Source organism: Cupriavidus sp. FW305-26 (assembly GCF_058787975.1).
Genome location: NZ_JBYTAH010000009.1, coordinates 102,926 through 127,361, shown reverse-complemented (window position 1 = coordinate 127,361; position 24,436 = coordinate 102,926). Strand labels below are relative to the sequence as shown.

Sequence of the window (24,436 nt, the reverse complement as noted above, 5' to 3'; positions counted from 1 at the left end):
TCCGGGGGTTCAGCGTGCCAGCAGCAAGTGGACCAGCATGCCGATCACCGCCAGCAGAAAGGCGGTGGCCAGGAACTCCGGCACGCGGAAGATGCGCATCTTGGCGCTCGCCGTCTCCAGCGCCGCCAGCAGGATCCCGCCCACCATGAGCTTGAACAGCAGCGCGGGCAGCGCCAGCAGCATGGCCAGGGGAGCTTGCGCTTCAGCAACGCCCCATGGGAAAAACAGCGCCAGGCCGATGCAGGAATAGGCGAACAGCTTCAGGCTTGCCGCCCACTCAAGGAGGGCCAGATGCCGCCCCGAATATTCCAGGATCAGCGCCTCGTGGATCATCGTCAGCTCGAGGTGGGTGGCGGGATTGTCGACCGGTATGCGGGCGTTCTCGGCCAGGGATACCATGGTGAACGCCACGCCGGCAAACGCCAGGCCGGGATAGATGGCCAGGTCCCGGTGAGCAATCGTCTCGACGATGGTGGTGAGCGAGGTCGACTTGGAGACCAGCGAGGCGGAGAACAGCACCATCAGCAGCGCCGGTTCCGCCAGGAAGCCGATCAGCATCTCGCGCCGCGCTCCCAGGGTCCCGAAAGCGGTGCCGACGTCCATCGCCGCCAGCGAGATGAAAACCCGCGCCAGCGCGAACAGGCCGACCAGGGCAATCGCGTCGGCGGCCGGTGCCAGTGGCAGATCGGTGGACACGGTCGGGACGATCGAGCAAGCCAGCGCCATGCAGCCGAACACCACATAAGGCGTGGCGCGGAACAGCGGCGAGGCATTGTCCGCGACCACCGATTCCTTGTTGAACAGCTTGTGCAGCATGCGATAGGGCTGCCAGAGGCTGGGTGCCGACTTGTTCTGCAGCCAGGCGCGCCACTGATTGACCCAGCCGGTCAGCAGCGGCGCCAGAGCGATCGAGATCACGATCTCAAGCAGCTGTGACAGGATCCCGGTCAGGTTCATGCGGCCCTCTTCACATCACGGCCAGCAGCGTGGCGGCCAGGGTCAGGAAGCTGTACAGCAGGTAAACCGAGATGCGTCCCTGTTGCATCAGGCCGATCAGCCGGGCCAGGTACGACGCCAGATCGATCACGGGGACATACATCCAGCGCCAAAAATGATCCGCCACTGTGACCCGGTAGTGCGGCTGCTCATCGAATGGCGTCGGCAGGTCGCGGCGCATCAGGAAAAACGGCTCAAAGATCTGGCGGATCGGCTGCCCGAACCCCTCGGCAGTGTCCTGCATGCGCGCGGTGCCCCAGGGAAAGCCGCAAGCCCAGGGCGGGCTGCGGCGAAGCCGACCGTGGTAGAAGCGGCGCACCAGCAGGTAGGCGAGCGCAACGCTGGCCAGGATGCCTGACAGGAAAATAACCGGCCCGTAGCTGGCCTGGGCCAGGCCGTTCGGCGCCAGCAGCCAGCTGCTGGCCGCGGTCCGGGCGCCGAGTCCGCTCGCCACCAGTTGCTGCGTCACCGGATCGATCAACTGGACGAATTGCGTCGGCAGCAGGCCAAGCGCGATGCAGCCCAGCGCCAGCCACAGCATGCCCGCGCGCTCCCAACGGCCGGCGTCGTGCGCGTTGACCAGTCTGGGCTCACGGGGCTGGCCGAGGAAGATCACGCCGAAGAACTTGACCATGGTGTAACCGGCCAGTGCCGCCACCAGCGCAATCAGCGCGGCGACCACCGGGATCAGCATGGTCAGTATCGGTTCCGGCAGACCAGGCGTGAAAAGGAAGCTCTGCAGCAGCAGCCACTCCGAGACGAAACCGCCAAGCGGCGGCAGCCCGGCGCTGGCCAGCACGCCCAGCAGTGTCAGCCAGCCCACCCATGGCATGTAGCGAATCAGTCCGCCTAGCTTGCCCAGGCTTCTCTCGGTGGTGGCATGCAGCACGCTACCGGTTCCCAGAAAAAGCAGGCTTTTGAAGAATGCATGGCTGGCGACATGGTAGAGCGCGGCCGTCAGGGCGAGGGCGGCCATCGGCTTCATGCCGTAGGCCGAGAACAGCAGTGTCAGCCCCATGGCAACGAAGAGCAGGCCCATGTTCTCGATCGACGAATAAGCCAGCAGCCGCTTCATGTCGGTCTGAACAGCTGCGAAGACCACGCCGAACAGCGCGGTGGCCAATCCAATCGCCAGCAGCAATCCGCCCCACCACCACAGGCGCATCGGCAGCAGGTCGAAAGATACGCGCAACAGGCCGTAGATGGCAGTGTTGAGCATGACGCCGCTCATCATTGCCGATACCGGTGACGGCGCGGCCGGATGCGCCTCCGGCAGCCAGATGTGCAGAGGCAGGATGCCGGCCTTGGCGCCGAATCCGAACAACGCGAGCAGGAAACCGGCGGAGGCCCAGAACGGCGTCAGCGCCTGGGCGCGCATGTTGGCAAACGTATAGTCGCCGGTATTGGCCTGCAGCACGCCAAAGCACAGCAAAATCGCAATCGCCCCGATGCGCGCCATCGTGATGTAGAGATAGCCGGCGGCGCGCACTTCGGCGATGCGGTGGTTGGCGGTCACCAGGAAGAATGAAGCCAGGGCCATGGTTTCCCACATCACCATGAACGAGTAGGCGTCGTCGGCCAGGATCACCCCGGCCATGCTGGCAAGAAACAGGTGGTATTCAAGACAAAGCAGGCCTGGCGGCGTACCTTCGCCCGTGCGGAAGTAGCCAGCCGCAAACGTGGAGATGCCAGCCGCCGCTCCCCCCATTACCATCAGGAAGTAGGCGGACAGGCTGTCGAGCCGGACGTGGAACGGCAGCGATGGCAGGCCAATGGGCAGCACGGCTGCCTCGGGCGTGCCGGACACAGCGTGCAGCGCCAGGCTGAACAGCGCAAGCCCTAGCAGTCCCCCGATGGGGAACAGCACGTGGGATACCAGGGCAAACCGATGCAGCGCCAGGACCCCTGCCACGCCGATAAGCAGCCAGGCCCCAACCACAACAAGCATCCAGTCGAGATGGAGCCATTGCGTGAGAGGGGGCACGGTGCTCATGGATCAGGCTCCACGACGGGTCGTACGGCGCTTGGCAGGAGGTGCCGCGTCGCGCCGCGACGACGCGCCGACCGGTGGCCTCTCTTTGCCCTTGGCTTCCGCCTTGTCCGTGCCTACGCCGCTGGGCACGTACTGGACGCCATGCTGGGCCAGGTAGTCGCGGATAAGCCGCCGTATCACCTGCGAGGCAGTCAGATCCTGTTGTGCGCAGAGGCGCTCGAAGGCGGCCTTCTTGTTGGGATCGATGAGCAACGTAAGCCGAGCGGTCTTTTGCTCCATGGGATCCTCAAGATGGCAATACGATGATTACATGAATCACATCATAGATGATGGCCATGCGAATCAAAAGGCCTGGACGCTGCCATTCCTTTACTCGCTGCAACCAGGGCAAATACACTGGACGGCGTCGCACATTCGTCGCTGGCGTTTCCTGCTGTCAGCCTAGTGCATGCGGCGCTGCAGCATCCCGCTGTCGCCGGTGCGCAATTCTCCCAATGCGGTCAGCGCCATCGAGTTTCTCGTTCCGCGTGTGCTAGGCTGAAGGCGAAATCCTGCCGCCCACGCGGAGACACCAATGGTCGAAGCTTCCGAACTGAAGTCGGGCATGGTCATCATGCTTGAAGGTGAACTTCATAGCGTTACCAGCGCCGGGTACCACGCCGGCGGCGGCCAACAGGGGAGCGCAGTTTTCGCCAAGTTCAAGAGCCTTAAGACTGGCCACATCAAGGAGTTGCGGTTACACCCGGGCAACAAGCTCGAAGAGGTCGCGCTTGATCACCAGGAGATGGAATATCTGTACACCGATGGTGACGCCTTTTTCTTCATGAATCCCGACACCTTCGAGCAGATCAGTTTTCCTGCGGAAACCATGGGCGCATACCAGAAGTTTCTTCGTCCCAATATGCGAATCCCGGTGCAGCTTTATGAGGGCGAGCCAGTCACCATCGCATTCCCCCCTGCGGTCGAGGTAACCATCATGTCCACGCCGCCGGGCCTGCACGAGCATGAATCCTCTACCTTCAAGGCTGCCACGCTGGAGAACGGCATGGAAGTTCTCGTTCCTCAGTTCGTCAAGGAAGGGGACACGGTGCGAATCGAGGTCGCTTCAGGAAAATATTTGGAGCGGATAAGGCGAGGGACGCGAAAGGCGTGACTCCGGTGCCGCGCCACTCCCTGCATGCGCAGCGCCGCGTACAGTTCCGGCGGGACGGGGGCGGCAGCGTCGGCAGTACCGCATTCGGCACCTGATAGCCATCAGCGACAAAAGGCTTGGCGCGTAAGCGCGGCGATACTTCCGTCGCATTGGTTCTACGGTCCTCTTGCCTCCTTGCGGACGGCTTCGTCGTAGCGTGTTCTTTGTCATGCCGGGCTGTCAGCCCAGTCCTATATTTGACACAGTGCCAATCGTGCTGCGCGACGCACCGCGATGATTTCGCTAACAGGAGGGCAAGATGAACGACATCCAATCTGATTTCTCTATGCGCAAGGACGCATTGGCCCGCGACGTCGATACGCTGATGGCCGACGTTCAGGCACTTCTTCATGATGTCAAAGCCGAAACCGGCGTAGGGACCAGCCTTGAGCGCCATGCACTCAAGGCCCGGCAGCGCGCGCTGCAGGAGCGCATCGTTACGCTGCGCGAAGAAAGCCGCGCCAAAGTCTCCGAGTGGGCGACAACGACCGATCGCTACGTTCATGAGCATCCGTGGCAAAGCATGGGTACTGTGGCCGCCATCGCGGCTACCACAGGCGCTATCGTCGCGCTGGCTGCCAGCCACCGTTAGGTATTCGTGACTGAGGGACCGGCACGGCAGTGACCCGTGCTGGTCCCGCAAGGGGCACGTGTTTTTTGCCATGCCGGCAAATGGCTACAGCCCCTTGCGGGAGCCGCGATCTAAGTGGCGACACATCTGAGCGGCAATACAACAACTGTGCCCGCCAGGTGCGATTGCCCAGACGCGCTACGCTGGACGGTCTGCTTACGTGCGACCCGCAGGATGTTTACCCAGGAGGCCAGTCATGGACGGGCTGACAAAGGAAGAGTTGGCGAAGTTGGTGGCCCAAATGGACGCTGAGGAGTTGCGCATTCGTGCCGTCGCCGGAACCGCGGATTCGCCTGTTGTGGCGCCAACACAACGTGAACACCTTGACGATGGTGAAGTGGCGGACGAAAAGACTGTGCAGCGCCAGGGCGACGCGATGCTGAAACACTATCGCATGCAACTGGCTGACATTGAAGCAGCCCGGTCACGGATGAGGAGCGGCCAGTATGGCGTCTGTATTGACTGCCAGCAGGCCATCCGTTTCGCCCGCCTGCAAGCGTACCCGACCGCCACGCGCTGCACGGCATGCCAGAATCTCCACGAACACCGCCATCCCCGCCAGGCGCAGGAGACGCGCCGACCGGCTTCCGCAGATCTTTCGTCGCCGGACTGACTTACTCGTTCCTGAGATCAATGCCGAAGCCGCCCGCCAGTTCACAATCGATGATCCCTGCGGCGTAGGCGAAAAGCCAGTCCTCTGCCTCCTCCAGCGTTGCGGGCGGGTGGGGCCAGTCCGGCGTAAAGCGGATGCCCATGTCCTCATTGCGCGTGGAGATCTGGACTCGCCCGCCTGGCTTGCCTGGCTCAATCACCTCCGGCACGAAGAGCGCAACGTGGAATCCCTTGTAAGACCGCTTTTTTTCCAGCATTTCAGCCTCCGGCAATTTACGATGTCCGTAGCTCAGCCCGAGCGCCGGACTGTCTTGAATTCAAGATATAGCGAGGCGCGGCTAATGCCTAGTAATGCCGCGGAACCCCGGCGATCACATCGGAGCGTGCGGTTGAATTTGACCTAGACTGAAAAAGTGCCTTCGCGCGCTTCGAGGCTGGGCAATGGAGCTTCATTGGCAGCCAACTGATGCGGGCGAATGACAATGGCACAGGCAACACACAATCATCTGCTGCCTGAACTCATGTGGATTGGTGTTCACGAAGGGGGCATCATGTTGCAAGCCAGTGAAATGCAGCAACGTTTTAGTCATCTGCAGCAAACCATCAGCGAGACATCCCGGACTTGTCATGCCGATACGGGGATTCCACAAGACTTGATGAACTGGGTGGATGAGCTCGACAAGGAGTGCAAATCGGCATCGAAGGTCGTGTCTTCCAAGGATGAGGATCGGATCCGGCAGTGGGTCGATGATCTCGAACGGATCGGTGATCGTGCAGACCGCGCTTGCCAGCAGGCCGGCAGTCTCGATGCAAAGGTCAAGGATGCAGTCAGTTCGATGCATTCGGAACTTGCTGACCTGAAGCGCCAACTGCACTAACTTATCTGACAGCCCCGGTCCAACCAGCCGGGGCTGATTGCATGCGCCGCGGTCAAGGCGCGCACGATCTCAGGCCGCAGGCAAGGCCAGGTTGCACCTGCACCCAGCCTGCATAGGCGGCCTCCCTCAGCCCTGCAGGGCACCCAAAATCACCTCCTGCACACGCGCTTTCCAGGCGGATCAGCGCGCTGGAGAAGGCCATTGGCCTGCGGCTGCTGCATCGCACGATGCGCAAGGTCGAGCTGACCGAGACCGGGCAGCTCTACTACGAGCGCTGCAAGCGCATCTGGACGAAGCACGGATCGCCCACGAGCAACCGGGGGAGATGCTGCCGCCTGGCAATGCTGGGCCTGGGCGTGGTCTTGCTGGCCGAGGAGGTGGCGGCAGAGGACGTGGCGGCCGGCCGCCTGCGCCGGATATTGCCTGGCAGGCAGACCAGGCCGACGCCGGTCTATGCGCTGACCGAAACACGCTTGCTGCCGGCAAAGACACAGCGCTTTATCGAGTTCCTGAAGGAGCGTCTGGGCACCAAAGCGTGAGCACACAGTGATTGCGCGCCGAACGCGCAATCACCTCCAGCGACGGTAGCCCTCACTTGCGCCGCATTTGCATGACCGTAGGCTTGCCATCAACGTTGTCGAACGTCACGGATACCGCCTCGCCCTCCTTGAAATCCTTCAGCGATGCGCGATCCTTGACGGGGAACGCCATGGTCATCGGTCCCATGCCGAGGTTGGCGATCGGTCCGTGCCTGAGCGTGACCTTGCCGGCCTGCGCATCGATCTTCTTGATCTCGGCTGCCACGGGTTGCGGCGCCTGCTGCGCGGGTGCGGACGGCTTCATGTCCATGCCGTCCATCGATCCCGCTGCGAATGCGGCCGGCGTGGTGGCGAAAGCCAGCGCGAGGGCGAGCGTCTTGATGGAATTCATTGTGGTTCCTTCTGAAGTGAGGGGTGTACGGAAACTGGTTGAGGTCTGGTCTGGCGCCGGCGCATCAGCAAATACACCGCCGGCACCACGAAGAGCGAAAGCAATGGCGCGGTGAGCATGCCGCCCACCATCGGCGCGGCAATGCGCTGCATGACCTCGGAGCCGGTGCCATGCGACCACATGATCGGCACCAGGCCGGCAAGGATGACGGCGACGGTCATTGCCTTGGGGCGCACGCGCAGCACCGCGCCTTCCTGGATGGCCTCAAGCAGCGCGGACAGGCTGGCATCGCCCTGGTTCGCGCGCGCGGTCCATGCCTGCTTCAGGTAGAGCAGCATGATCACGCCGAATTCCGCCGCCACGCCCGCCAGCGCGATGAAGCCGACCACGCCGGCAACCGACAGGTTGTAGCCCAGCAGGTAGAGCAGCCAGAAGCCGCCGATCAGCGCCAGCGGCAGCGTGCCCATGATGAGCAGGGCTTCATCGAGACGGCCGAACACCAGGTACAGCAGCACGAAGATGATCAGCAGCGTGAACGGCACTACCACCTTCAGCTTTGCGGCGGCCCGCTCCAGGTATTCGAACTGCCCCGACCAGCTCAGCGAATAGCCAGCCGGCATCGGCACCGCTTTCGCAACGGCGGCCTGCATATCCCGGACGGCCGAGCGCAGGTCACGCCCGCGGATGTCGACATACACCCAGCCCGACAGTCGCGCGTTTTCGCTGCGCAGCATCGGCGCTCCCTGCACCACCTGGATGCGCGCCACGTCGGACAGCACGATCTGCTGGCCCTTGTCCGTGACGATGGGCAGGCTGCGCAGTTGCTCCACCGAGTCGCGGTAGTCGCGCGGGTAGCGTACGTTGATAGGGAAGCGCGCCAGCCCGTCGACGACCTCGCCCACATTGTCGCCGCCGATGGCCGACGATATCACGCTCTGCACATCCGCGATGTTCAGCCCGTAGCGGCCCGCCGCCACGCGATTGATGTCGATATCGACATAGCGCCCGCCGCTCAGCCGCTCGGCCAGTGCCGACGTCACCCCCGGCACTGTCCTGACGGCTTCCTCGATGCGCGTTGCCAGGCGATCGATCTCCTTCAGGTCCGCGCCCGCCACCTTGATGCCGACCGGGCTCTTGATGCCGGTGGCAAGCATGTCGATGCGGTTGCGGATCGGCGGCACCCAGATGTTGGACAGGCCCGGCACCTTGACCACGCGATCGAGCTCTTCCACCAGCTTGTCGGTGGTCATGCCGGCACGCCACTGGTCGCGCGGCTTGAACTGGATGGTGGTCTCGAACATCTCGAGGGGAGCCGGATCGGTCGCGGTATCGGCGCGGCCGGCCTTGCCGAACACGGTCGCCACCTCGGGCACGGTCCTGATCAGGCGGTCGGTCTGTTGCAGCAGCTGCGCTGCCTTGCCGGCGGAAAGGCCTGGCAATGCAGACGGCATATAGAGCAGGTCGCCCTCGTCGAGCGGCGGCATGAATTCGGCGCCGGTACGCAGCATCGGCCACGCCGTCGCGGCCAGCAGCACCGCGGCGACCGCAAGGGTGGTCTTCGGGTAGGCCAGCACCCGTGCCAGCACCGGCCGATAGGCGCGGATCAGCCATCGGTTCAAGGGGTTGGACTGCTCCGAAGGAATCCTGCCGCGGATCATGTAGCCCATCAGCACCGGCACCAGCGTCACCGACAGGCCCGCCGCCGCGGCCATGGAATAGGTCTTGGTAAAGGCCAGCGGCGAGAACAGCCGGCCCTCCTGCGCCTCCAGCGTAAAGACCGGGATAAACGACAGCGTGATGATCAGCAGCGAGAAGAACAGCGCGGGCCCGACCTCGGTGGCGGCCCGGCCGATCACGCCCCAGCGCTCGTTCCCTGCCAGCGCCCGGCCGGGGTTCTCGGCATGCCAGTGTTCCAGCTGCTTGTGCGCGTTCTCGATCATCACGACCGCGGCATCGACCATGGCGCCAATGGCAATGGCAATGCCGCCCAGCGACATGATGTTGGCATTGATGCCCTGGTAGCGCATCACCAAAAAGGCGGCCAGCACGCCCAGCGGCAGCGACACGATCGCCACCAGCGCGGAACGCAGGTGGAACAGGAACAGCAGGCACACCAGCGCGACCACGGCGAACTCTTCGGCCAGCTTGTGTGTCAGGTTTTCCACCGCGCGCTTGATCAGCGCGGAGCGGTCGTAGGTGGTGACGATCTGCACACCGGCAGGCAGGCTCTTCTGCAGCGTGGCTAGCTTCGCCTTGACCGCCTCGATGGTTTCCAGCGCGTTCTTGCCTGAGCGCATCACGATCACGCCGCCGGCAACCTCGCCCTGGCCGTCAAGTTCGGCGATGCCGCGCCGCATCTCCGGGCCGAGCTGGACGATGGCGACATCGCCCAGCCGCACCGGAATGCCGGCATCGCTGGTCACCAGCGGAATCTGCCGGAAATCGTCGAGCGTCTTCAGGTAGCCGCTGGCGCGCACCATATACTCTGCCTCGCCCATTTCCAGCACCGACCCGCCGGCCTCCTGGTTGGCGCCCCTGAGCGCCGCCAGCACCTTGCCCTGCGACAGGTTGTAGGCGCGCATCCGGTCCGGCAGCAGCACCACCTGGTACTGCTTCACCATGCCGCCCAGCGAAGCGACCTCGGCCACATTGGGCAGCGATTTCAGTTCGAAGCGCAGGAACCAGTCCTGCAGTGCGCGCAACTGGCCGAGGTCATGCTGGCCGGTCTTGTCCACCAGCGCGTACTCGTAGATCCAGCCGACGCCGGTGGCATCCGGCCCCAGCGCCGGCCTGGCCGCGGCGGGCAGGCGGGACTGCACCTGGTTCAGATATTCCAGCACGCGCGAGCGCGCCCAGTACAGGTCGGTGCCATCCTCGAACAGCACATAGACGAACGAATCGCCAAAGAAAGAGTAACCCCGGACCGTCCTGGCGCCGGGCACCGACAGCATGGTGGTGGTCAGCGGATACGTAACCTGGTTCTCGACGATCTGCGGCGCCTGGCCCGGGAAGGGCGTGCGGATGATCACTTGCACATCGGACAGGTCGGGGAGGGCGTCGAGCGGCGTGCTTCGCACCGCCCACAGGCCCCATGCGGTCAGCATCACCGTGGCCAGCAGGACCAGGATGCGGTGGCGGATCGAGGCCAGGATCAGGCGCGCGATCATGGCCGGGCTCCCTGGGCGGTGCCGGCGGGCTCGACCGACGACAGCATGGCCGCGCCGTCGCGGTCCAGGTGGAAGCGGAAGCGGATGCGGTCGCCAGGCTTCAGTCCCTTGGGCAGGCCTGTCGGCGGCGCGGCGAAATCCATGGTCATCGCACCCCACTGTGCCGACGGGATGGGGCCATGCGAGATGGTCAGGCTCTCGCTGCCGTTCACGGCTTCGATGCGGCCTGTGCCTTCATGCTCGGCCGATGGTGCGGCAGGTGCGGAGGCCGCAGGCGGGGCGGACATGCGTTGCGCGCTGCCGCGCAGGCTGGCTTCCGAGTCGATCAGGAACTGGCCGGACGTGACCACTTTCTGTCCCGGCGCCAGTCCGTCCAGCACCTCGACCATGCCATCGGCCTCGCGGCCGGTCTTGATCTCGGTGGCAACGAACCCTGCCTGGCCGGCATCGACCATGACGATACTGCGCTGGCCGGTGCGGATGACCGACTCCGACGGGATCAGCAACGCTTCCTTCTGCGCGCCACTGTCGAAGCCGACCGTGACAAACATGCCCGGCAGCAGGCGCCTGCCGGGGTTGGGCAGGATGATGCGGGCCTTGACGGTGCGGGTCGCCGGGTTGACGTCGGGAAGGATGGCGTCGACCTTGCCGGCAAGGGGGCTGGCCGTGCCGCCCTGCAGTACCGTGGCCGCCGCGCCGGGCCGGATGGCGCCGGCCTGGCCCTCTGGTACCTCGGCAATCACCCAAACCTGGCTCAGGTCAGCCAGGCGGAACAGCGTCATGCCCGGCGACACGGTCATGCCCTCGCGCACCGCCACCTCGGTCACGAGGCCATCGACCGGGCTGGCGATGGCAACACCGGGCTGCGGCTTGCCGGATCTTTCGACCGCACTGACCTGGCCCGGCGTCATGCCTGCCTGCAGCATGCGATTCCTGGCAGCACTGCGCAGGTCGTCCAGATGCTCGCTCGCTGCCATGCGTGACACGGCCAGGTATTCCTCTTGCGCCGCGACCCAGTCGGGCGAGTACAGGGTGACCAGCGCCTGTCCGCGCCGGACCGGGTCAAGGGTGGCCCGGACCGCGACGTGCTGCACAAAGGCGTTGGTGCGCGCCTGGATGACCTGCACGCTGCGTTCGTCGATGGCGACATTGCCGGGCACCTGTAGCATCGCGGCCAGCCGTCCAGGCTTTGCCTCGGTGGTGCGAATGCCGAGGTTTTGCGCGACATGGCTGTCGACGGTGACACCGCTGCCGCTGCCATCGCCGTCCGCGTAGACCGGCACCAGTTGCATCTCCATGAAGGGAGATTTGCCCGGCTTGTCGAAGCGCTGGCCCGGCACCATGGGATCGTGCCAGTACAGGATCTTCCTGCCGGTCTTCGGATCGATGTCGCCGGCCTTGAGCACGGTGGATTGCGCGCCAGCCGTGCTCGACGGTTGCGCAGTCTGTGTGCCGCGCGTGAACCCGAAGTGGTAAGCGCCGTAGAGGGCGATGCCGGCGACGACCAGCCCGGCTGCTGCTGCAATGATGTGCTTCTTCATTTTGCCTCCCTCACTGCGGCTTCGGCCTGGGCGGTAGGCAATGGCACCAGGTAGTTCAGGTCCGCCCACAGCTTCGCGGTCTTTGCCTCAAGCAGCAGGCGATCCATGGCGGTGTCGATGGCGCGATGGTTGGCTTCGGCGACCGCCGCCAAGGTGCCCGTGCTGGCGCGGTAGGCCGTCAGTGCCGCATCCGCCTGTGCCCGCGCGAGCGGCAAGGTCTTGTCGTCGTAGCGCCGCAGCCGGTCAAGGTTGCGCTGCAGCTCGGCCAGCCTGGCGCCGACCATGGCCTGGGTATTGCGCCGGACCATTTCCAGCCTGGCCCGCGCGTCATTGGCCTGCGCCAGCCGCGCACTGATTTCGCGGTCCTGGCGGTTGCCCCGGTCCCACGGCAATGGGAAGCTGACATTGAGCGAGCCCATGTTCGAGTAGGCCGAGCCGCGCTGGCTGTACATCAGCTCGACCGTCACGTCCGGCTTGCGGGCTTCCGTTGCCACCTGGATTTCCGATTCGGCCAGCGCCACGTCGCGCTGCGCAGCCGACAGTTCGGGCACGGCCTCGAACTCGCCCCTGGCGAGTTGCCGGGCGCCCGGCGGCACTTCAAGCGGTGGCCGCTCCGACAGCGGGCGCCGCGCAGCGGCGCCGACCCAGCGCTCCAGGTTCAGCGTGGCCGTTGCCAGCGCGGCGCGGTTCTCGTCCTCGCGGTCGTGCAGCTTCTGGATTTCCAGCTCCATCGCCAGTACCTCCGCACGCGAGCCGCGCCCGCCGCGGTAGGCCGCGGTGGCGGCCTGCAGCGCCAGTTCAAGCGGATGGCCGTGATGGCCGAGCAGCACGCCGGCCTGCTCCGCATACCACCGGTCGAGCCAGGCATTGACCGCATTGCGCTGCACGCCTGCCAGCCCCACTGTGCGCTGCGCGTCGGCAGCGGCGGCTTCGGCTTCGAAGCGCGCGGCCCTGGCGCGGCGCTTGTCCGCGCGCGTGAATTCCTGCATCACCGAGATCGAGCGCATGGTCATGGAATCCCGGCTTAGCGAGAACGCGTCCGAGCCGTTGACCGGCACGTTGTTGACGCCGAGCTTGAGCACGGGATCCGGCAGGCGGCCGGCGGCGACGGCCATTTGCCCGGCGGCCTCCACGGCGCCGCGCGACGATTCGGCGTCGCCGGCATGGGCGCTCGCGATCGCGACGGCTTCCTCAAGGGAGAGGGAAGGGGCGGATTGCCCGGGCGCGCCTTGCGGCGCAGCCAGGCCGATTGCGGGCGCGCTGAGCAGCGCCACGGTCAGGTGACGTAGAAAAAGCATAAAGCCTCCAGGGACGACGACTGCTGCCCGCATGGAAGCAGGCAGCACCAGGTGACGTCGAGCCGGAGGCTAAGTCTGGAAACTGCAGTGAAGGACGGTGAGGGGAGGCGGTGCGCGCGCCTCTGCCTCGGCGCGCAGCGCAACGCGAACCTCCGCCAGGACCACGCGCGTTGGCTCAAGCACGCGCATCAGCACCGGCATGAAGGCCGGAAGCTGCGGCGAAGCATGGTCGGCGTTCCTGGAATCGGCCTGGCAATGCGCCAGGCAAAGCCCGCTCTGGTCGATGTCCTGCTGGGTGTCGCTGGCGGCCATATCGGCGCAGGATTCGGTCATCGCCGCCATCGTGCCGCTGTGTTCCGCCTGGTAGCGGCTGCCGGTACAGGCGTACGCCGCCACTGCCAGCTGGGCTGCCAGGAAGACAACGAGGAGGAAGCCGGCGAACCATGGCCGGCGATGCGATTTGCTCACGAGAGCGGTGCCTGTTTTGGCGACAATATATCAGTGTTCGGCGCCACCAGGCAGCATCGCTACTGCGGCAGCTTGCCGCACAGGTGGGCTGTTCGCGAACATAGCGAACGGCCTGATGCTGCACTTTCGCATGTTTTCCTGCAGCGGCAACGATGCCGTCCTGTGACACGTCACGGTGCCGAAATATTCGTCGTGCATCCTCCCGCCAAAACCAACGGGGAGGAAATATGAGGCGTCTTTCAATACTGGCAGCCCCGCTGCTGGCGCTGGCCGTGGCGTCGTGCGGCAGCGATGATGACAACAATGCGCCGGTCACGCAGCCGCCGGCTGCCGGCAGCACCGCGCCGACGAAGAACGTCGTGTTCTTCCTTGGCGACGGCATGGGCATGACGACCATGACCGCGGCGCGGATCTACAAGGTCGGCGAGGATGGGGACCTGACCATGGATACGCTCCCCGAGAGCGGGTTTATCCGGACCTATTCGAACAACGCGCAGGTGACCGACAGCGCGCCGTCGATGGCGGCCTACATGACCGGCGTCAAGATGAACAACGAAGTCATCTCGATGACGCCGGAGACCAATGCCTTCGACGCCAGCGGCAAGGACTACCTGTCCGGCGCGGACAGCACCTGCCCGGCTTCCGGCAACGGCCAGAGCGTGCCGACGCTGCTAGAGCAGATGAAGGCGGCAGGCTACGGCACCGGCGTGGTCACCACCACCCGCATCACGCACGCAACCCCCGCCACGACCTACGCGCACGTGTGCCACCGCGACGCCGAGAACACCATCGCCGCGCAACTGGTGCCGCACGGCGCTGGCTACAACAGCGCGCTTGGCGATGGCGTCGATGTGATCTTCGGCGGCGGCCGCAAGCACTTCCAGAACAAGGCCGCGGGCGGCGCCCGCACCGACGGCCGCGACCTGGTTGGCGAGCTGACCAAGGCCGGCTATGCCTACGTTTCCAGCAAGGCCGAGTTCGACAAGATCGACGCCGCCAGCGCGAAGAAGGTGGCAGGGCTGTTCACGTCCAGCCATATGGCCTACGACCTGGACCGCGTGCCCGGCGATGAACCGAGCCTGGCGGAGATGACCGGCAAGGCCATCGACGTGCTTGCCGCGAAGAAGAAGGGTTTCTTCCTGATGGTGGAAGGCGGCCGCATCGACCACGCATTGCATGAAACCACCGCGCGCAAGGCGCTGCAGGACACCGTGGCCTTCGACACCGCGATCAAGACCGCGATCGACAAGCTCAACGTGATCGACCCGGGCCTGAAGAACACGCTGATCGTCGTCACCGCCGACCATGACCACACGCTGGTGCTGAACGGCTACGCCAAGCGCACCGGCCCCACCAGCGACAGCAACCCCGGCGTGCTGGGCCTGCTGAAGAACTACGTGACCGGCGCACTGTCCACGGACTCCGGCGGCAATCCGTTCACCATCATCGGTTTCGGCACCGGCGAGAACCGCCCGGCCACGCGCACCGCGCTGACCGATGCACAGGTCTACGACAAGAGCTATCACCAGGAAGCCGCGATCCCGACGGCGGCGGGTGGCGAGACCCATGGCGGCACCGATGTCTTTATCGGCGCACTGGGCAACGGTGCCGAATCCTTCACCGGTGTGATGGACAACACCGACGTGTTCGGCCTGATCAAGACGGCCATCGGCCTCTAAGCCACTATCGCTGACGGAATAACGCCATGAAACTCATCATTCGTACCGGCCTGTCCGCACTTGCGGCTGCCTGCGCCTGCATTGCTCTCCCTGCGCAAGCCGCGGGCGAGGCCAAGAATGTCATCTTCTTCCTGGGCGACGGCATGGGCCCGACCACCGTCACCGCTTCGCGCATCTACAAGTATGGCGAGACCGGCAAGCTCAACATGGAGTCGCTCAAGCGCACCGCGCGCGTGAAGACGTATTCGAACGACGCGCAGACCACCGACAGCGCACCGTCGATGGCGGCCTACATGACCGGCGTGAAGATGAACAACGAGGTCATCTCGATGTCGGCCGATACCAAGGCCAGCGACGGCACCGGCAAGGCCTATGTGACCAGCGCCGGCGACAGCACCTGTCCCAGCGGCAACGGCGCGCCGGTCGTGACCGTGCTGGAACTGGCCAAGGCCGCCGGCAAGTCGGTCGGCGCGGTGACCACCACGCGCGTGACCCACGCGACGCCGGCGGCCACTTTCTCGCACGTCTGCCACCGCGACGGCGAGAACAATATCGCCGCGCAGGCAACGCCCGGCAACGCCGGCTACAACACCGCGCTCAAGGATGGCCTGGACGTGCTGCTTGGCGGCGGCCGCCGCCAGTTCCTGCCCAACAGCGTCACGGGTGGCAAGCGCACCGATGGCGTCGACCTGACCACGCAGTTCCCGGGCTACACCTACGTGACCACCGGCACCGCGTTCAAGGCCGTTGACCCGGCATCCACCAGCAAGCTGCTCGGCCTGTTCAACATGGACCACCTCAACTACGAGCTGGACCGCGTCAAGAACAATGTCGACGAGCCCAGCCTGGCCGACATGACCGAGAAGGCCATCCGCATCCTGCAGAAGAACGGCAACGGCTATTTCCTGATGGTGGAGGGCGGCCGGATCGACCATGCGCTGCATGGCACCAACGCCAAGCGCGCGCTGGAAGACACGATCGCGTTTGACGATGCCATCAAGCGTGCGCTGTCGATGGTGGACCTGTCGAACACGATGATCGTGGTCACTGCCGACCACGACCATACGATGACGATCAACGGCTACTCGCATCGCGGCAACCCGATCCTGGGCACGTCGACGGACATCAAGACCAGGCAGCCGGCCACGGCGGCCGACGGCCTGCCTTACACCACGCTGGTGTTCGGCAACGGCGGCGGTCCGCGCAAGACCCCGCGCGACAACCCCGCGCTGGTGGACACCACGGCCGACGGCTACCTGCAGGAAGTCGGCGTGAACCTCGGCTCGCCGGGCTCGGAAACCCACGGCGGCGGCGATGTGATGCTGTTCTCGACGGGGCCGGGCAATGCCGCGCTCAAGGGCACCATCGACAACACCAAGGTCTTCAGCGTCGTGAAGTCCGCGCTGGGCCTGTGATGCCGGCCGCGGCCTTGCTGCACGACTGAGTACAGGGTCTCTTGATGCCATGCGCGCGCCGGTTTGCCGGCGTGCGCATTTTCGCTTTCTGAACGGATTTCATGAAAACCAAGCAAGCCACTCCCGTCCTCGCACTGCTGCTGGTCTCGGCAGCCTTCACTGCCGTGGCGGCAGAACCGTCCAAGGCCTCCGGCCCGCTGGCGCTGCGCGTGCAGCATGAGTTGTCGGCGCTCGGGGCCGACGGCGTGCGCCGCGACATCTACTTCACCGAACGTGTCTACCGCGAGGGCGGCACGGTCTGGATCGAGCGCGAGATCCCGCACGGGGCGCACGACGAAGCCGAGCACGCCAAGGCAGACAAGGGCCACAAGCACGTGGACATGTCGGCCGCCGCGCGCTGGATCGAGCGGCAGCCGTCCGGCAAGCTGTCGGTGCGGCTGGTCAGCGACGCCATGCGCAAGACCTTCGAAGTCGGCCCGGCCGAATACGGCAACATCGGCTTCGACGGCTCATGGGCGACCGCCTACCACCTGCTGGATCCGGCAGCGCTCAAGACCATGAGCGCGAGCGGTCCTGCGCGCGGCGGTGTGCAGGAGTACCGCGCGAAGCGCGGCGATGAACAGGTGACGGTCCAGTGGGACGTGGCCGGCCAGTATCCGCGCCTGGTCCAGTCGCGCAATGCCAGCGGCACGCAGAAGAAGATCACGCGGGTGACCGCCGCTGCCTTGCCGCAACCCGCTCCGTGGAACCGCACCCGGCCCTATGCAAAAGGTGAGTACACGGATCTGATGGACTAGTCCGCGGCTATCGCAGGCGCGGTTGTCCTCTGGACAACTCGGACGACGGGCAGGGTGCCAGCGGCGCTTCGCCGGATCAGGCATTGCATCAATCCCATATTTCTAGTATTGTAGAAATATGGAAGAATATGATGTTGTCCGCTCCCTTGCAGCCTTGGCCCACGGGCTGCGCCTCCAGGTCTTCCGGATGCTGGTCGTCGCCGGCCCGGGTGGCATGACACCCGGCGCGATGGCCGAGCGGCTGGACGTGCCTGCGGCCACCCTGTCGTTCCACCTGAAGGAACTGGCACACGCCGGCCTGGTGACGCAGGAGCGGGACGGACGCAACCTGATCTACCGCGCCGCTTTCGCGCATATGAGTGCGTTGCTCGGCTACCTGACCGCCAATTGCTGCGAAGGTGTCGAGGACAAAGCGGCGGTTCCCTGCCACTGCTGATGGAGATGTTCCGATGAAGCGCTTTCACGTTCACGTCCATGTCGACGACCTTGGCAAGAGCATTGCCTTCTATTCGAAGCTCTTTGCCGCTGAACCGACGCGAGTCGAGAGCGACTACGCCAAATGGATGCTCGAGGATCCGCGCATCAACTTCGCGATCTCCACGCGCGGCCAGGGGACGGGCGTCGACCATCTCGGTTTCCAGACCGATGACGCCGCCGAGCTTGCTGAACTGAAAGCGCGCGCCGAGGCGGCCGACATGGCGCTGCTGGACCAGGGTGAAACCACCTGCTGCTATGCCCGCAGTGAGAAGCACTGGGTCACCGATCCGCAGGGCATTGCATGGGAGCACTTCCATACGCTGGGCAACGTCCCGGTATTTGGTGAAGGCAAGGCCGAAGCGGCGTCCGCCGAAGGCTCCGCCTGCTGTGCACCGCGTGCCCCGCGCGGCAAGCCGATCGGAATTGCAGTGAACTCCAACTCGTTGTGCTGCTAAGGACTCGCCATGAGCGCCAGCGTCTACAACGTTCTCTTCGTCTGCAACGGCAATTCGGCCCGTTCGATCCTGGCCGAGGGACTGATGAACCATCTTGGCCAAGGCCGCTTCCGCGGCTATTCGGCAGGCAGCCACCCGACTGGCGTGGTGAACCCGTTCGCGCTGGAAGCGCTGGAAAAGCTGGGTCTTCCGACCGGCGGGTTCCGCAGCAAGAGCTGGGACGAATTCGCGCGAGATGGCGCCCCGGCGCTCCACTTCGTGTTCACGGTGTGCGACAAGGCCGCCGGTGAACTCTGCCCGGTCTGGCCGGGCCAGCCGATGACCGCGCATTGGGGCGTGGCGGATCCTGCAGCCGGTGAAGTATCGGACGAGCGCAGGCAAAAGCTGGTCCGCGAAGCGGCGGTAATCCTCACGCGACGCATCGAGTACCTGCTCGCACTCCCCATCGATAAACTGGATGCCGTAGGCCTGCAACAGGCCGTACGGGACATCGGCCAACGCTGACTCTTTACTGTCCATGACTACAAACGTTCTGATCCTGTGCACCCACAACTCTGCCCGCAGCGTGCTGAGCGAAGGGATGCTCAACCATTGGGCCAGCAAGCTCGGCAAGGATGTGCGCGCCTTCAGCGCCGGCAGCGCACCGAGCGGGCGCCTGAACCCGTTCGCACTGGAAGCGCTGACCAGTGCCGGCGTCGACGTGAGCGGCTACCGCAGCAAAAGCTGGGACGAATTCGTCGGCGACAACGCGCCGGAAATGCGGATCGTGATCACGGTCTGCGACAGCGCCGCGGCGGAACAGTGCCCATATTGGCCGGGCAGCCCGGTCAAGGTGCACTGGGGCTATGCCGATCCGTCCAACGCCCTGGGCGGCGACGAGGGCAAGCGCCTGGCATTCGAGCTGACGCGCGAGGCCATTGGCTACCGCATGCTGCAACTGCTGGCGTTGCCGCTGGAAGGCATGAGCAATGCGCAGCTGCAGGACGCGCTCAACGCGATCGCGAAGAACTGAAGGCGCCGGAACTCCAATGAATCAGAACACAACCACCCACGCCCCCATTTCGACCAAGCCCGCCATCGGCTTCTTTGAACGCTACCTGACCATCTGGGTGGCCCTGTGCATCGTCGTCGGGATTGCGCTGGGGCAGGCGATGCCGGGCGCGTTCCAGGCGATCGGCAGCATGGAGTACGCCCAGGTGAACCTGCCGGTCGGCATCCTCATCTGGATCATGATTATCCCGATGCTGCTGAAGATCGACTTCGGCGCACTGGGCCAGGTGAAATCCCACTGGCGCGGCATCGGTGTGACGCTGTTCATCAACTGGGCGGTCAAGCCGTTCTCGATGGCGCTGCTGGGCTGGCTGTTCGTGCGGCACCTGTTTGCGCCCATGCTGCCCGCCGAGCAGCTCGACAGCTATATCGCCGGGCTGATCCTGCTGGCCGCGGCGCCGTGCACGGCGATGGTGTTCGTGTGGAGCCAGCTGTGCAAGGGCGACCCGTATTTCACGCTGTCGCAGGTGGCGCTGAACGATGCCATCATGGTGGTGGCGTTCGCGCCGGTGGTGGCGCTGCTGCTTGGCCTGTCGTCGATCACGGTGCCGTGGGATACGCTGCTGACGTCGGTGGCGCTGTATATCGTGGTGCCGGTGGCGATTTCGCAGGTGTTGCGCAAGCTGCTGCTGAGCAAGGGCGTGGCGCATTTCCAGCGGGTCGTGGGCAAGCTCGGTCCTTATTCCATCGCCGCGCTGCTGCTGACACTGGTGCTGCTGTTCGCGTTCCAGGGCCAGGCCATCATCGAGCAACCGCTGGTGATCGCGCTGCTGGCCGTGCCCATCCTGATCCAGGTGTTCCTGAACTCCGGCCTGGCGTATCTGCTGAACCGGAAACTGGGTGTGGCGCATTGCGTGGCGGGCCCGTCCTCGCTGATCGGCGCCAGCAATTTCTTCGAGCTGGCCGTGGCGACGGCCATCAGCCTGTTCGGCTTCAAGTCCGGGGCGGCGCTGGCAACGGTGGTCGGCGTGCTGATTGAAGTGCCGGTCATGCTGCTGGTGGTCAGCATCGTCAATCGGACCCAAGGTTGGTATGAAGCGGGGCGCAAGGCCTGACGCCCGCCCCAAGGCACTCCGATCCCGGCGGCCGTGATGCTCGGGCTGCCATGGCTCAGGCCGCTTCGGTCGAGACGCCGCGGCGTTTGGTGGCCGCCGGCTTGCATGCCACTTCCGGCACGCCGCAGCCCTGCGGATTGCCTTGGCAGCAATGTTCCGTCAGGAAGGCAATGAGCGCGTTCATCGTCTCGAATTGCGCCCGGTAGATCACGAACTTGCCTTCCTGCGTATTCTTGATGAGACCCGCGTGGACCAGTTCTTTCAGATGGAAGGACAGCGTCGCGGGTGCGACACCCAGCGCTTCGCGGATCCGGCCCGCGCTGACGCCGTCCGGGCCGGCCTGGACCAGCAAGCGGAAGATCGCCAATCGGGAATCCTGGGCAAGTGCAGCGAGCGCTGCTACGGCGGTTTCATTCTTCATTGGTCGAACTGTAGAGGTACTGGCGCGGTCCGCGCAAGTCAGGTGCCGTCGAATTCAACTATTCTGATTGGATCCTGCTTCCGGCGCCCGCCGCCGCGGCGGTTCCCGCTTCGGGGTCTTGTGGCGCCAACGATTCCTTCAAGGAGAACCACAATGCGTGTCATGGTGATGGTGAAGGCCACGAGCGAATCAGAAAGCGGCAAGATGCCAAGCACGGAGTTGCTTGCGGCAATGGGCAAGTTCAATGAAGAGCTCGTCAAGGCGGGCGTCATGCTTGCGGGCGAGGGCTTGCACCCTAGCGCAAGGGGAAAGCGGGTGCGCTTTTCGGGCGATCAGCGGACTGTGACGGACGGGCCGTTCCCGCAGACCAGCGAACTCGTTGCCGGGTTCTGGTTGTGGCAAGTCGAGTCAATGGATGAGGCTGTCGAATGGGTCAGGCGCTGCCCCAATCCCATGGAAAGCGAGTCCGAAATCGAAATTCGCCCGCTGTTCGAGGTCGAGGACTTCGGTGCTGAATTCACGCCAGAACTGCGGGAGCAGGAAGAGCGGCTGCGCGCTGAAGTTGAAGGGCTTGCGAACAAGGCGCGCTGACGGGAGCCCAAACGCACAGGGCAAGGCGGTTGCCTCGCCGCCCAACGCTGGTTCTTTCGGCGTTGTCCATCTCCACGGCATGGAGCACCGTAGACCTGGATGTCCTCTTGCGGGGCGCGCCGAATGCAAAAGGTGTGCGCGTCCATCGACCGTAGTCATCTCTTGGCGGCTGACCTCGCCCCTGAAGGCGATGTCTCATTGGCGGCCAACTGATCCTGGACCGAGGCGCGTTGGCCTTTGAGCACAGTCCCGTGCTTCCTTGGCCTTGACCTTCCAACGATGGGAACCTCTAGGCTGGGGTCATCAGGCGTGACATGGACGTCCCACCGCGAATGGCCGTCGTCTTCGCATCATGAGCGTGTCATGAAGGTAAAAGGCACGCCGGATGACGCAGTGGATGCCCGGCCCGACAACTGAAGGAAGCAGCCAGGATGAACAGGACAAGCAACGAACGCGATGCAACCGAGCCTGGCCGCCACAGCGCCGGTGCACATGGCTCGACTCAGGACCAGTCCGGTCCTGTTCATCACGAGCATGCGCATCACCATGACCATGTTCATGAACCGGCTGGCACTGGAGCCGGGGCGGCGCAGCCCGCTGCCGAGGGAACGATTTATACCTGTCCCATGCACCCGGAGATCCGCCAGGATCATCCCGGCAACTGCCCCAAGTGCGGCATGGCGTTGGAACCGTTGTTGCCGGAACTGGATGAAGGCGAGAACCCCGAGCTGGTGGATTTCCGTCACCGCTTCTGGTGGACGCTACCGCTCACCGGTGTGGTGTTCGTCATGGCCATGTTCGGGCATCGTCTTGGCTGGATGGAGGTGTCGACCCAGAGCTGGGTCGAGCTTGCGCTGGCGACGCCTGTGGTGCTGTGGGCAGGCTGGCCGTTCTTTGTGCGGTGTTTCCACTCGATCGTCAACCGTAGTCCGAACATGTGGACGCTGATCGGAATCGGCACCGGTGCGGCCTATGTCTACAGCGTCATTGCGACCGTCATACCTGGCGCATTTCCGCAGGTGTTCGCCGAGCATGGCCGTATCGGTGCCTACTTCGAGGCAGCGGCGGTGATCATTTCCCTCACGCTGCTGGGTCAGTTGCTTGAACTCAAGGCCCGCTCCCAGACTTCCGCCGCCATCAAGTCGCTGCTGGGACTGGCGCCCAAGACGGCGCGGCGTATCGGTCCCGACGGCGCCGAAGAGGACGTGCCGCTCGCCCATGTCCACGTGGGCGACCTGCTGCGCGTGCGGCCCGGCGAGAAGGTGCCGGTCGATGGCGTGGTAACGGAAGGCACCAGCGCGGTCGACGAATCGATGATCACTGGCGAGCCCATTCCGACCACCAAGCGCGTCGGCGACCGCGTCATCGGCGCCACGATGAACACTTCGGGCAGCCTTGTCATCCAATCCGAAAAGGTCGGCTCCCAGACCGTGCTGTCCCAGATTGTCCAGATGGTGGCGCAAGCGCAGCGATCGAAGGCACCGATGCAGCGGATGGCCGACCAGGTTGCCGGCGTCTTCGTCGTCGGTGTCATCGGCATTGCGGTGCTGACCTTTGTCGCGTGGGGACTCTTCGGCCCCGAGCCGAGCTGGGTGTTCGGACTGATCAATGCCGTCGCGGTGCTGATCATCGCATGTCCGTGCGCGCTGGGTCTCGCCACGCCGATGTCCATCATGGTTGCAAGCGGGAAGGGCGCTTCCAGCGGCGTGCTGTTCCGCGACGCCGCTGCAATCGAGAACCTGCGCAAGATCGATACTCTGATTGTCGACAAGACCGGGACGCTTACCGAGGGTCGGCCGGCTTTTGAGCGCGCGATCGGCACCAATGGCTATGCCGAGGAGGACATGCTGCGGTTAGCTGCCAGCCTGGATCAGGGCAGCGAGCATCCCCTGGCTGCCGCGATTGTTGCAGCAGCCCGTGAGCGCGGCCTGCAGTTGGAAAAGCCGGAGGGCTTCGAGTCGAGCTCCGGGATTGGGGTAAGAGGCAAGTTGGGAGGCAGCAAGGTCGCGATCGGGAATACTGCGCTCATGGAAGCCGAAGGCGTTCCCATCGATCCGCTCGTGGCGCAGGCCGATGAGCTGCGGGCGCAAGGCGCCAGCGTGATGTATCTTGCCGTCGATGGCAAGCTTGCTGGCCTGCTCGCCGTTTCGGATCCGGTCAAGGCCACCACGCCGGAGGCGCTGGCGCATCTCAGGGGAGAAGGTATCCGTGTCGTGATGGCGACCGGCGACGGGATTGCGACGGCGAAGGCGGTGGCCGGGAAACTTGGCGTTGACGAGTTCCACGGCGAGGTGAAGCCGGCGGACAAGCTTGAACTTGTCAGTTCGCTGCAACAGGCAGGCGCGGTGGTGGCGATGGCGGGCGACGGCATTAACGATGCGCCGGCGCTGGCGAAGGCCGACGTCGGTATTGCCATGGGCACGGGCACTGATGTCGCGATGAACAGCGCTCAGGTCACGCTGGTCAAGGGGGATTTGCGCGGGATTGCCCGTGCCCGGAAACTCTCGCAAGCGACCATTCGAAACATGAAGCAGAACCTCGGTTTTGCGTTCGTTTATAACGCATTGGGCGTTCCGCTGGCGGCGGGCGTTCTGTATCCAATGACAGGCCTGTTGTTGTCGCCCATGATTGCGGCGCTGGCGATGAGCCTGAGTTCTGCCTCGGTCATTACCAATGCGTTGCGGCTCAGGAAGGCTGCGACGTGAGGCATACCGGCAGCTCGGGCTGCCCTGTGTGGCCGCTCAGGGCCCATTTCCATTTTCCCCTTGCTGTATTCAGAGATCCGTTCCA

The 24,436-nt window shown here is 64.6% G+C and carries 24 protein-coding genes and 1 pseudogene; 15 read left to right on the top strand and 10 right to left on the bottom strand.

Going from position 1 to position 24,436, the window contains the following annotated elements; translation table 11 throughout:
• Positions 1 to 9 precede the first annotated feature (9 nt).
• The 3 genes from AC3WQZ_RS08295 to AC3WQZ_RS08285 are packed head-to-tail and all read right to left on the bottom strand — an operon-like array spanning position 10 to position 3,268.
• The gene (locus tag AC3WQZ_RS08295; RefSeq protein ID WP_492300321.1) at positions 10 to 957 is read right to left on the bottom strand and encodes a respiratory chain complex I subunit 1 family protein; all 948 of its coding nucleotides are present in this window, start codon (positions 955 to 957) and stop codon (positions 10 to 12) included.
• A gap of 10 nt (positions 958 to 967) precedes the next feature.
• Positions 968 to 2,989, bottom strand: coding sequence for a hydrogenase 4 subunit B (gene hyfB / locus AC3WQZ_RS08290; RefSeq protein ID WP_492300320.1), 2,022 nt, complete (start codon positions 2,987 to 2,989; stop codon positions 968 to 970).
• Between the two features lie 3 nt (positions 2,990 to 2,992).
• Complete coding sequence (locus tag AC3WQZ_RS08285) at positions 2,993 to 3,268, bottom strand: ribbon-helix-helix protein, CopG family (protein ID WP_010810547.1); 276 nt, start codon at positions 3,266 to 3,268, stop codon at positions 2,993 to 2,995.
• Positions 3,269 to 3,563: 295 nt separating this feature from the next.
• Here AC3WQZ_RS08285 and AC3WQZ_RS08280 point away from each other — a divergent pair, with 295 nt between their 5' ends.
• The 3 genes from AC3WQZ_RS08280 (at position 3,564) to AC3WQZ_RS08270 (ending at position 5,425) form a co-directional block, all read left to right on the top strand.
• The gene (locus tag AC3WQZ_RS08280) at positions 3,564 to 4,142 is read left to right on the top strand and encodes an elongation factor P (RefSeq protein ID WP_010810548.1); all 579 of its coding nucleotides are present in this window, start codon (positions 3,564 to 3,566) and stop codon (positions 4,140 to 4,142) included.
• Positions 4,143 to 4,440: 298 nt separating this feature from the next.
• The gene (locus tag AC3WQZ_RS08275; RefSeq protein WP_010810549.1) at positions 4,441 to 4,773 is read left to right on the top strand and encodes a glycine zipper domain-containing protein; all 333 of its coding nucleotides are present in this window, start codon (positions 4,441 to 4,443) and stop codon (positions 4,771 to 4,773) included.
• Between the two features lie 235 nt (positions 4,774 to 5,008).
• Positions 5,009 to 5,425 carry a TraR/DksA family transcriptional regulator gene (locus AC3WQZ_RS08270; RefSeq protein ID WP_058697952.1) on the top strand — a complete coding sequence of 139 codons (417 nt, stop codon included), beginning with the start codon at positions 5,009 to 5,011 and terminating at the stop codon, positions 5,423 to 5,425.
• 1 nt (position 5,426) lies between these two features.
• On the opposite strand, the gene AC3WQZ_RS08265 is transcribed toward AC3WQZ_RS08270, so the two are convergent.
• The gene (locus AC3WQZ_RS08265) at positions 5,427 to 5,681 is read right to left on the bottom strand and encodes a hypothetical protein (RefSeq protein ID WP_058697953.1); all 255 of its coding nucleotides are present in this window, start codon (positions 5,679 to 5,681) and stop codon (positions 5,427 to 5,429) included.
• A gap of 294 nt (positions 5,682 to 5,975) precedes the next feature.
• On the opposite strand from AC3WQZ_RS08265, the gene AC3WQZ_RS08260 reads away from it, so the two are divergent.
• On the top strand, positions 5,976 to 6,302 hold the full coding sequence (locus AC3WQZ_RS08260) for a hypothetical protein (protein ID WP_010810552.1): 327 nt from the start codon (positions 5,976 to 5,978) through the stop codon (positions 6,300 to 6,302).
• 155 nt (positions 6,303 to 6,457) lie between these two features.
• Positions 6,458 to 6,841: pseudogene (locus AC3WQZ_RS08255) on the top strand (LysR substrate-binding domain-containing protein); the annotation flags it as partial.
• A 52-nt stretch (positions 6,842 to 6,893) separates the two neighbouring features.
• Here the strand turns inward: AC3WQZ_RS08255 and AC3WQZ_RS08250 are convergent.
• From AC3WQZ_RS08250 to AC3WQZ_RS08230, 5 genes are all read right to left on the bottom strand, one after another.
• Positions 6,894 to 7,232, bottom strand: coding sequence for a copper-binding protein (locus AC3WQZ_RS08250; RefSeq protein ID WP_010810554.1), 339 nt, complete (start codon positions 7,230 to 7,232; stop codon positions 6,894 to 6,896).
• Entirely contained in the window at positions 7,229 to 10,399 is a 3,171-nt protein-coding gene (locus tag AC3WQZ_RS08245; protein WP_492300319.1) for an efflux RND transporter permease subunit, read from the bottom strand. Before AC3WQZ_RS08245 ends, AC3WQZ_RS08250 begins: the two co-directional genes overlap by 4 nt.
• Positions 10,396 to 11,940, bottom strand: coding sequence for an efflux RND transporter periplasmic adaptor subunit (locus AC3WQZ_RS08240; RefSeq protein WP_492300318.1), 1,545 nt, complete (start codon positions 11,938 to 11,940; stop codon positions 10,396 to 10,398). The genes AC3WQZ_RS08245 and AC3WQZ_RS08240 overlap by 4 nt, the downstream gene beginning before the upstream one ends.
• Positions 11,937 to 13,238, bottom strand: coding sequence for a TolC family protein (locus AC3WQZ_RS08235; protein WP_058697955.1), 1,302 nt, complete (start codon positions 13,236 to 13,238; stop codon positions 11,937 to 11,939). The genes AC3WQZ_RS08240 and AC3WQZ_RS08235 overlap by 4 nt, the downstream gene beginning before the upstream one ends.
• 69 nt (positions 13,239 to 13,307) lie before the next feature.
• Positions 13,308 to 13,706 (bottom strand): hypothetical protein, encoded by a 399-nt coding sequence (locus AC3WQZ_RS08230; RefSeq protein ID WP_058697956.1) that lies wholly within the window; start codon positions 13,704 to 13,706, stop codon positions 13,308 to 13,310.
• Positions 13,707 to 13,933: 227 nt separating this feature from the next.
• On the opposite strand from AC3WQZ_RS08230, the gene AC3WQZ_RS08225 reads away from it, so the two are divergent.
• From AC3WQZ_RS08225 to arsB, 8 genes are all read left to right on the top strand, one after another.
• Positions 13,934 to 15,385: an alkaline phosphatase gene (locus AC3WQZ_RS08225; protein ID WP_058697957.1), complete on the top strand. Its 1,452-nt coding sequence runs from the start codon at positions 13,934 to 13,936 to the stop codon at positions 15,383 to 15,385.
• A 26-nt stretch (positions 15,386 to 15,411) separates the two neighbouring features.
• Positions 15,412 to 16,800 (top strand): alkaline phosphatase, encoded by a 1,389-nt coding sequence (locus tag AC3WQZ_RS08220; RefSeq protein ID WP_058697958.1) that lies wholly within the window; start codon positions 15,412 to 15,414, stop codon positions 16,798 to 16,800.
• A gap of 101 nt (positions 16,801 to 16,901) precedes the next feature.
• Complete coding sequence (locus AC3WQZ_RS08215; RefSeq protein ID WP_058697959.1) at positions 16,902 to 17,597, top strand: hypothetical protein; 696 nt, start codon at positions 16,902 to 16,904, stop codon at positions 17,595 to 17,597.
• 118 nt (positions 17,598 to 17,715) lie between these two features.
• On the top strand, positions 17,716 to 18,033 hold the full coding sequence (locus AC3WQZ_RS08210; RefSeq protein WP_010810562.1) for an ArsR/SmtB family transcription factor: 318 nt from the start codon (positions 17,716 to 17,718) through the stop codon (positions 18,031 to 18,033).
• Positions 18,034 to 18,046: 13 nt separating this feature from the next.
• Positions 18,047 to 18,529 (top strand): ArsI/CadI family heavy metal resistance metalloenzyme, encoded by a 483-nt coding sequence (locus AC3WQZ_RS08205; protein WP_058697960.1) that lies wholly within the window; start codon positions 18,047 to 18,049, stop codon positions 18,527 to 18,529.
• A 9-nt stretch (positions 18,530 to 18,538) separates the two neighbouring features.
• Positions 18,539 to 19,033, top strand: a complete 495-nt coding sequence (locus tag AC3WQZ_RS08200) for an arsenate reductase ArsC (protein ID WP_011615540.1) — start codon at positions 18,539 to 18,541, stop codon at positions 19,031 to 19,033.
• A gap of 13 nt (positions 19,034 to 19,046) precedes the next feature.
• Positions 19,047 to 19,541, top strand: coding sequence for an arsenate reductase ArsC (locus tag AC3WQZ_RS08195; protein WP_011615539.1), 495 nt, complete (start codon positions 19,047 to 19,049; stop codon positions 19,539 to 19,541).
• Positions 19,542 to 19,557: 16 nt separating this feature from the next.
• A complete protein-coding gene (arsB, locus tag AC3WQZ_RS08190) occupies positions 19,558 to 20,634 on the top strand; it encodes an ACR3 family arsenite efflux transporter (protein ID WP_492300315.1) in 1,077 nt (358 codons plus the stop codon).
• A 55-nt stretch (positions 20,635 to 20,689) separates the two neighbouring features.
• Here arsB and AC3WQZ_RS08185 read toward each other — a convergent pair whose 3' ends face one another.
• Positions 20,690 to 21,055: an ArsR/SmtB family transcription factor gene (locus tag AC3WQZ_RS08185; protein ID WP_037024078.1), complete on the bottom strand. Its 366-nt coding sequence runs from the start codon at positions 21,053 to 21,055 to the stop codon at positions 20,690 to 20,692.
• A 153-nt stretch (positions 21,056 to 21,208) separates the two neighbouring features.
• Here AC3WQZ_RS08185 and AC3WQZ_RS08180 point away from each other — a divergent pair, with 153 nt between their 5' ends.
• Positions 21,209 to 21,646, top strand: coding sequence for a YciI family protein (locus tag AC3WQZ_RS08180; RefSeq protein WP_011615537.1), 438 nt, complete (start codon positions 21,209 to 21,211; stop codon positions 21,644 to 21,646).
• Positions 21,647 to 22,272: 626 nt separating this feature from the next.
• Positions 22,273 to 24,351, top strand: coding sequence for a copper-transporting P-type ATPase (locus tag AC3WQZ_RS08175; RefSeq protein ID WP_058697961.1), 2,079 nt, complete (start codon positions 22,273 to 22,275; stop codon positions 24,349 to 24,351).
• Positions 24,352 to 24,436 lie beyond the last annotated feature (85 nt).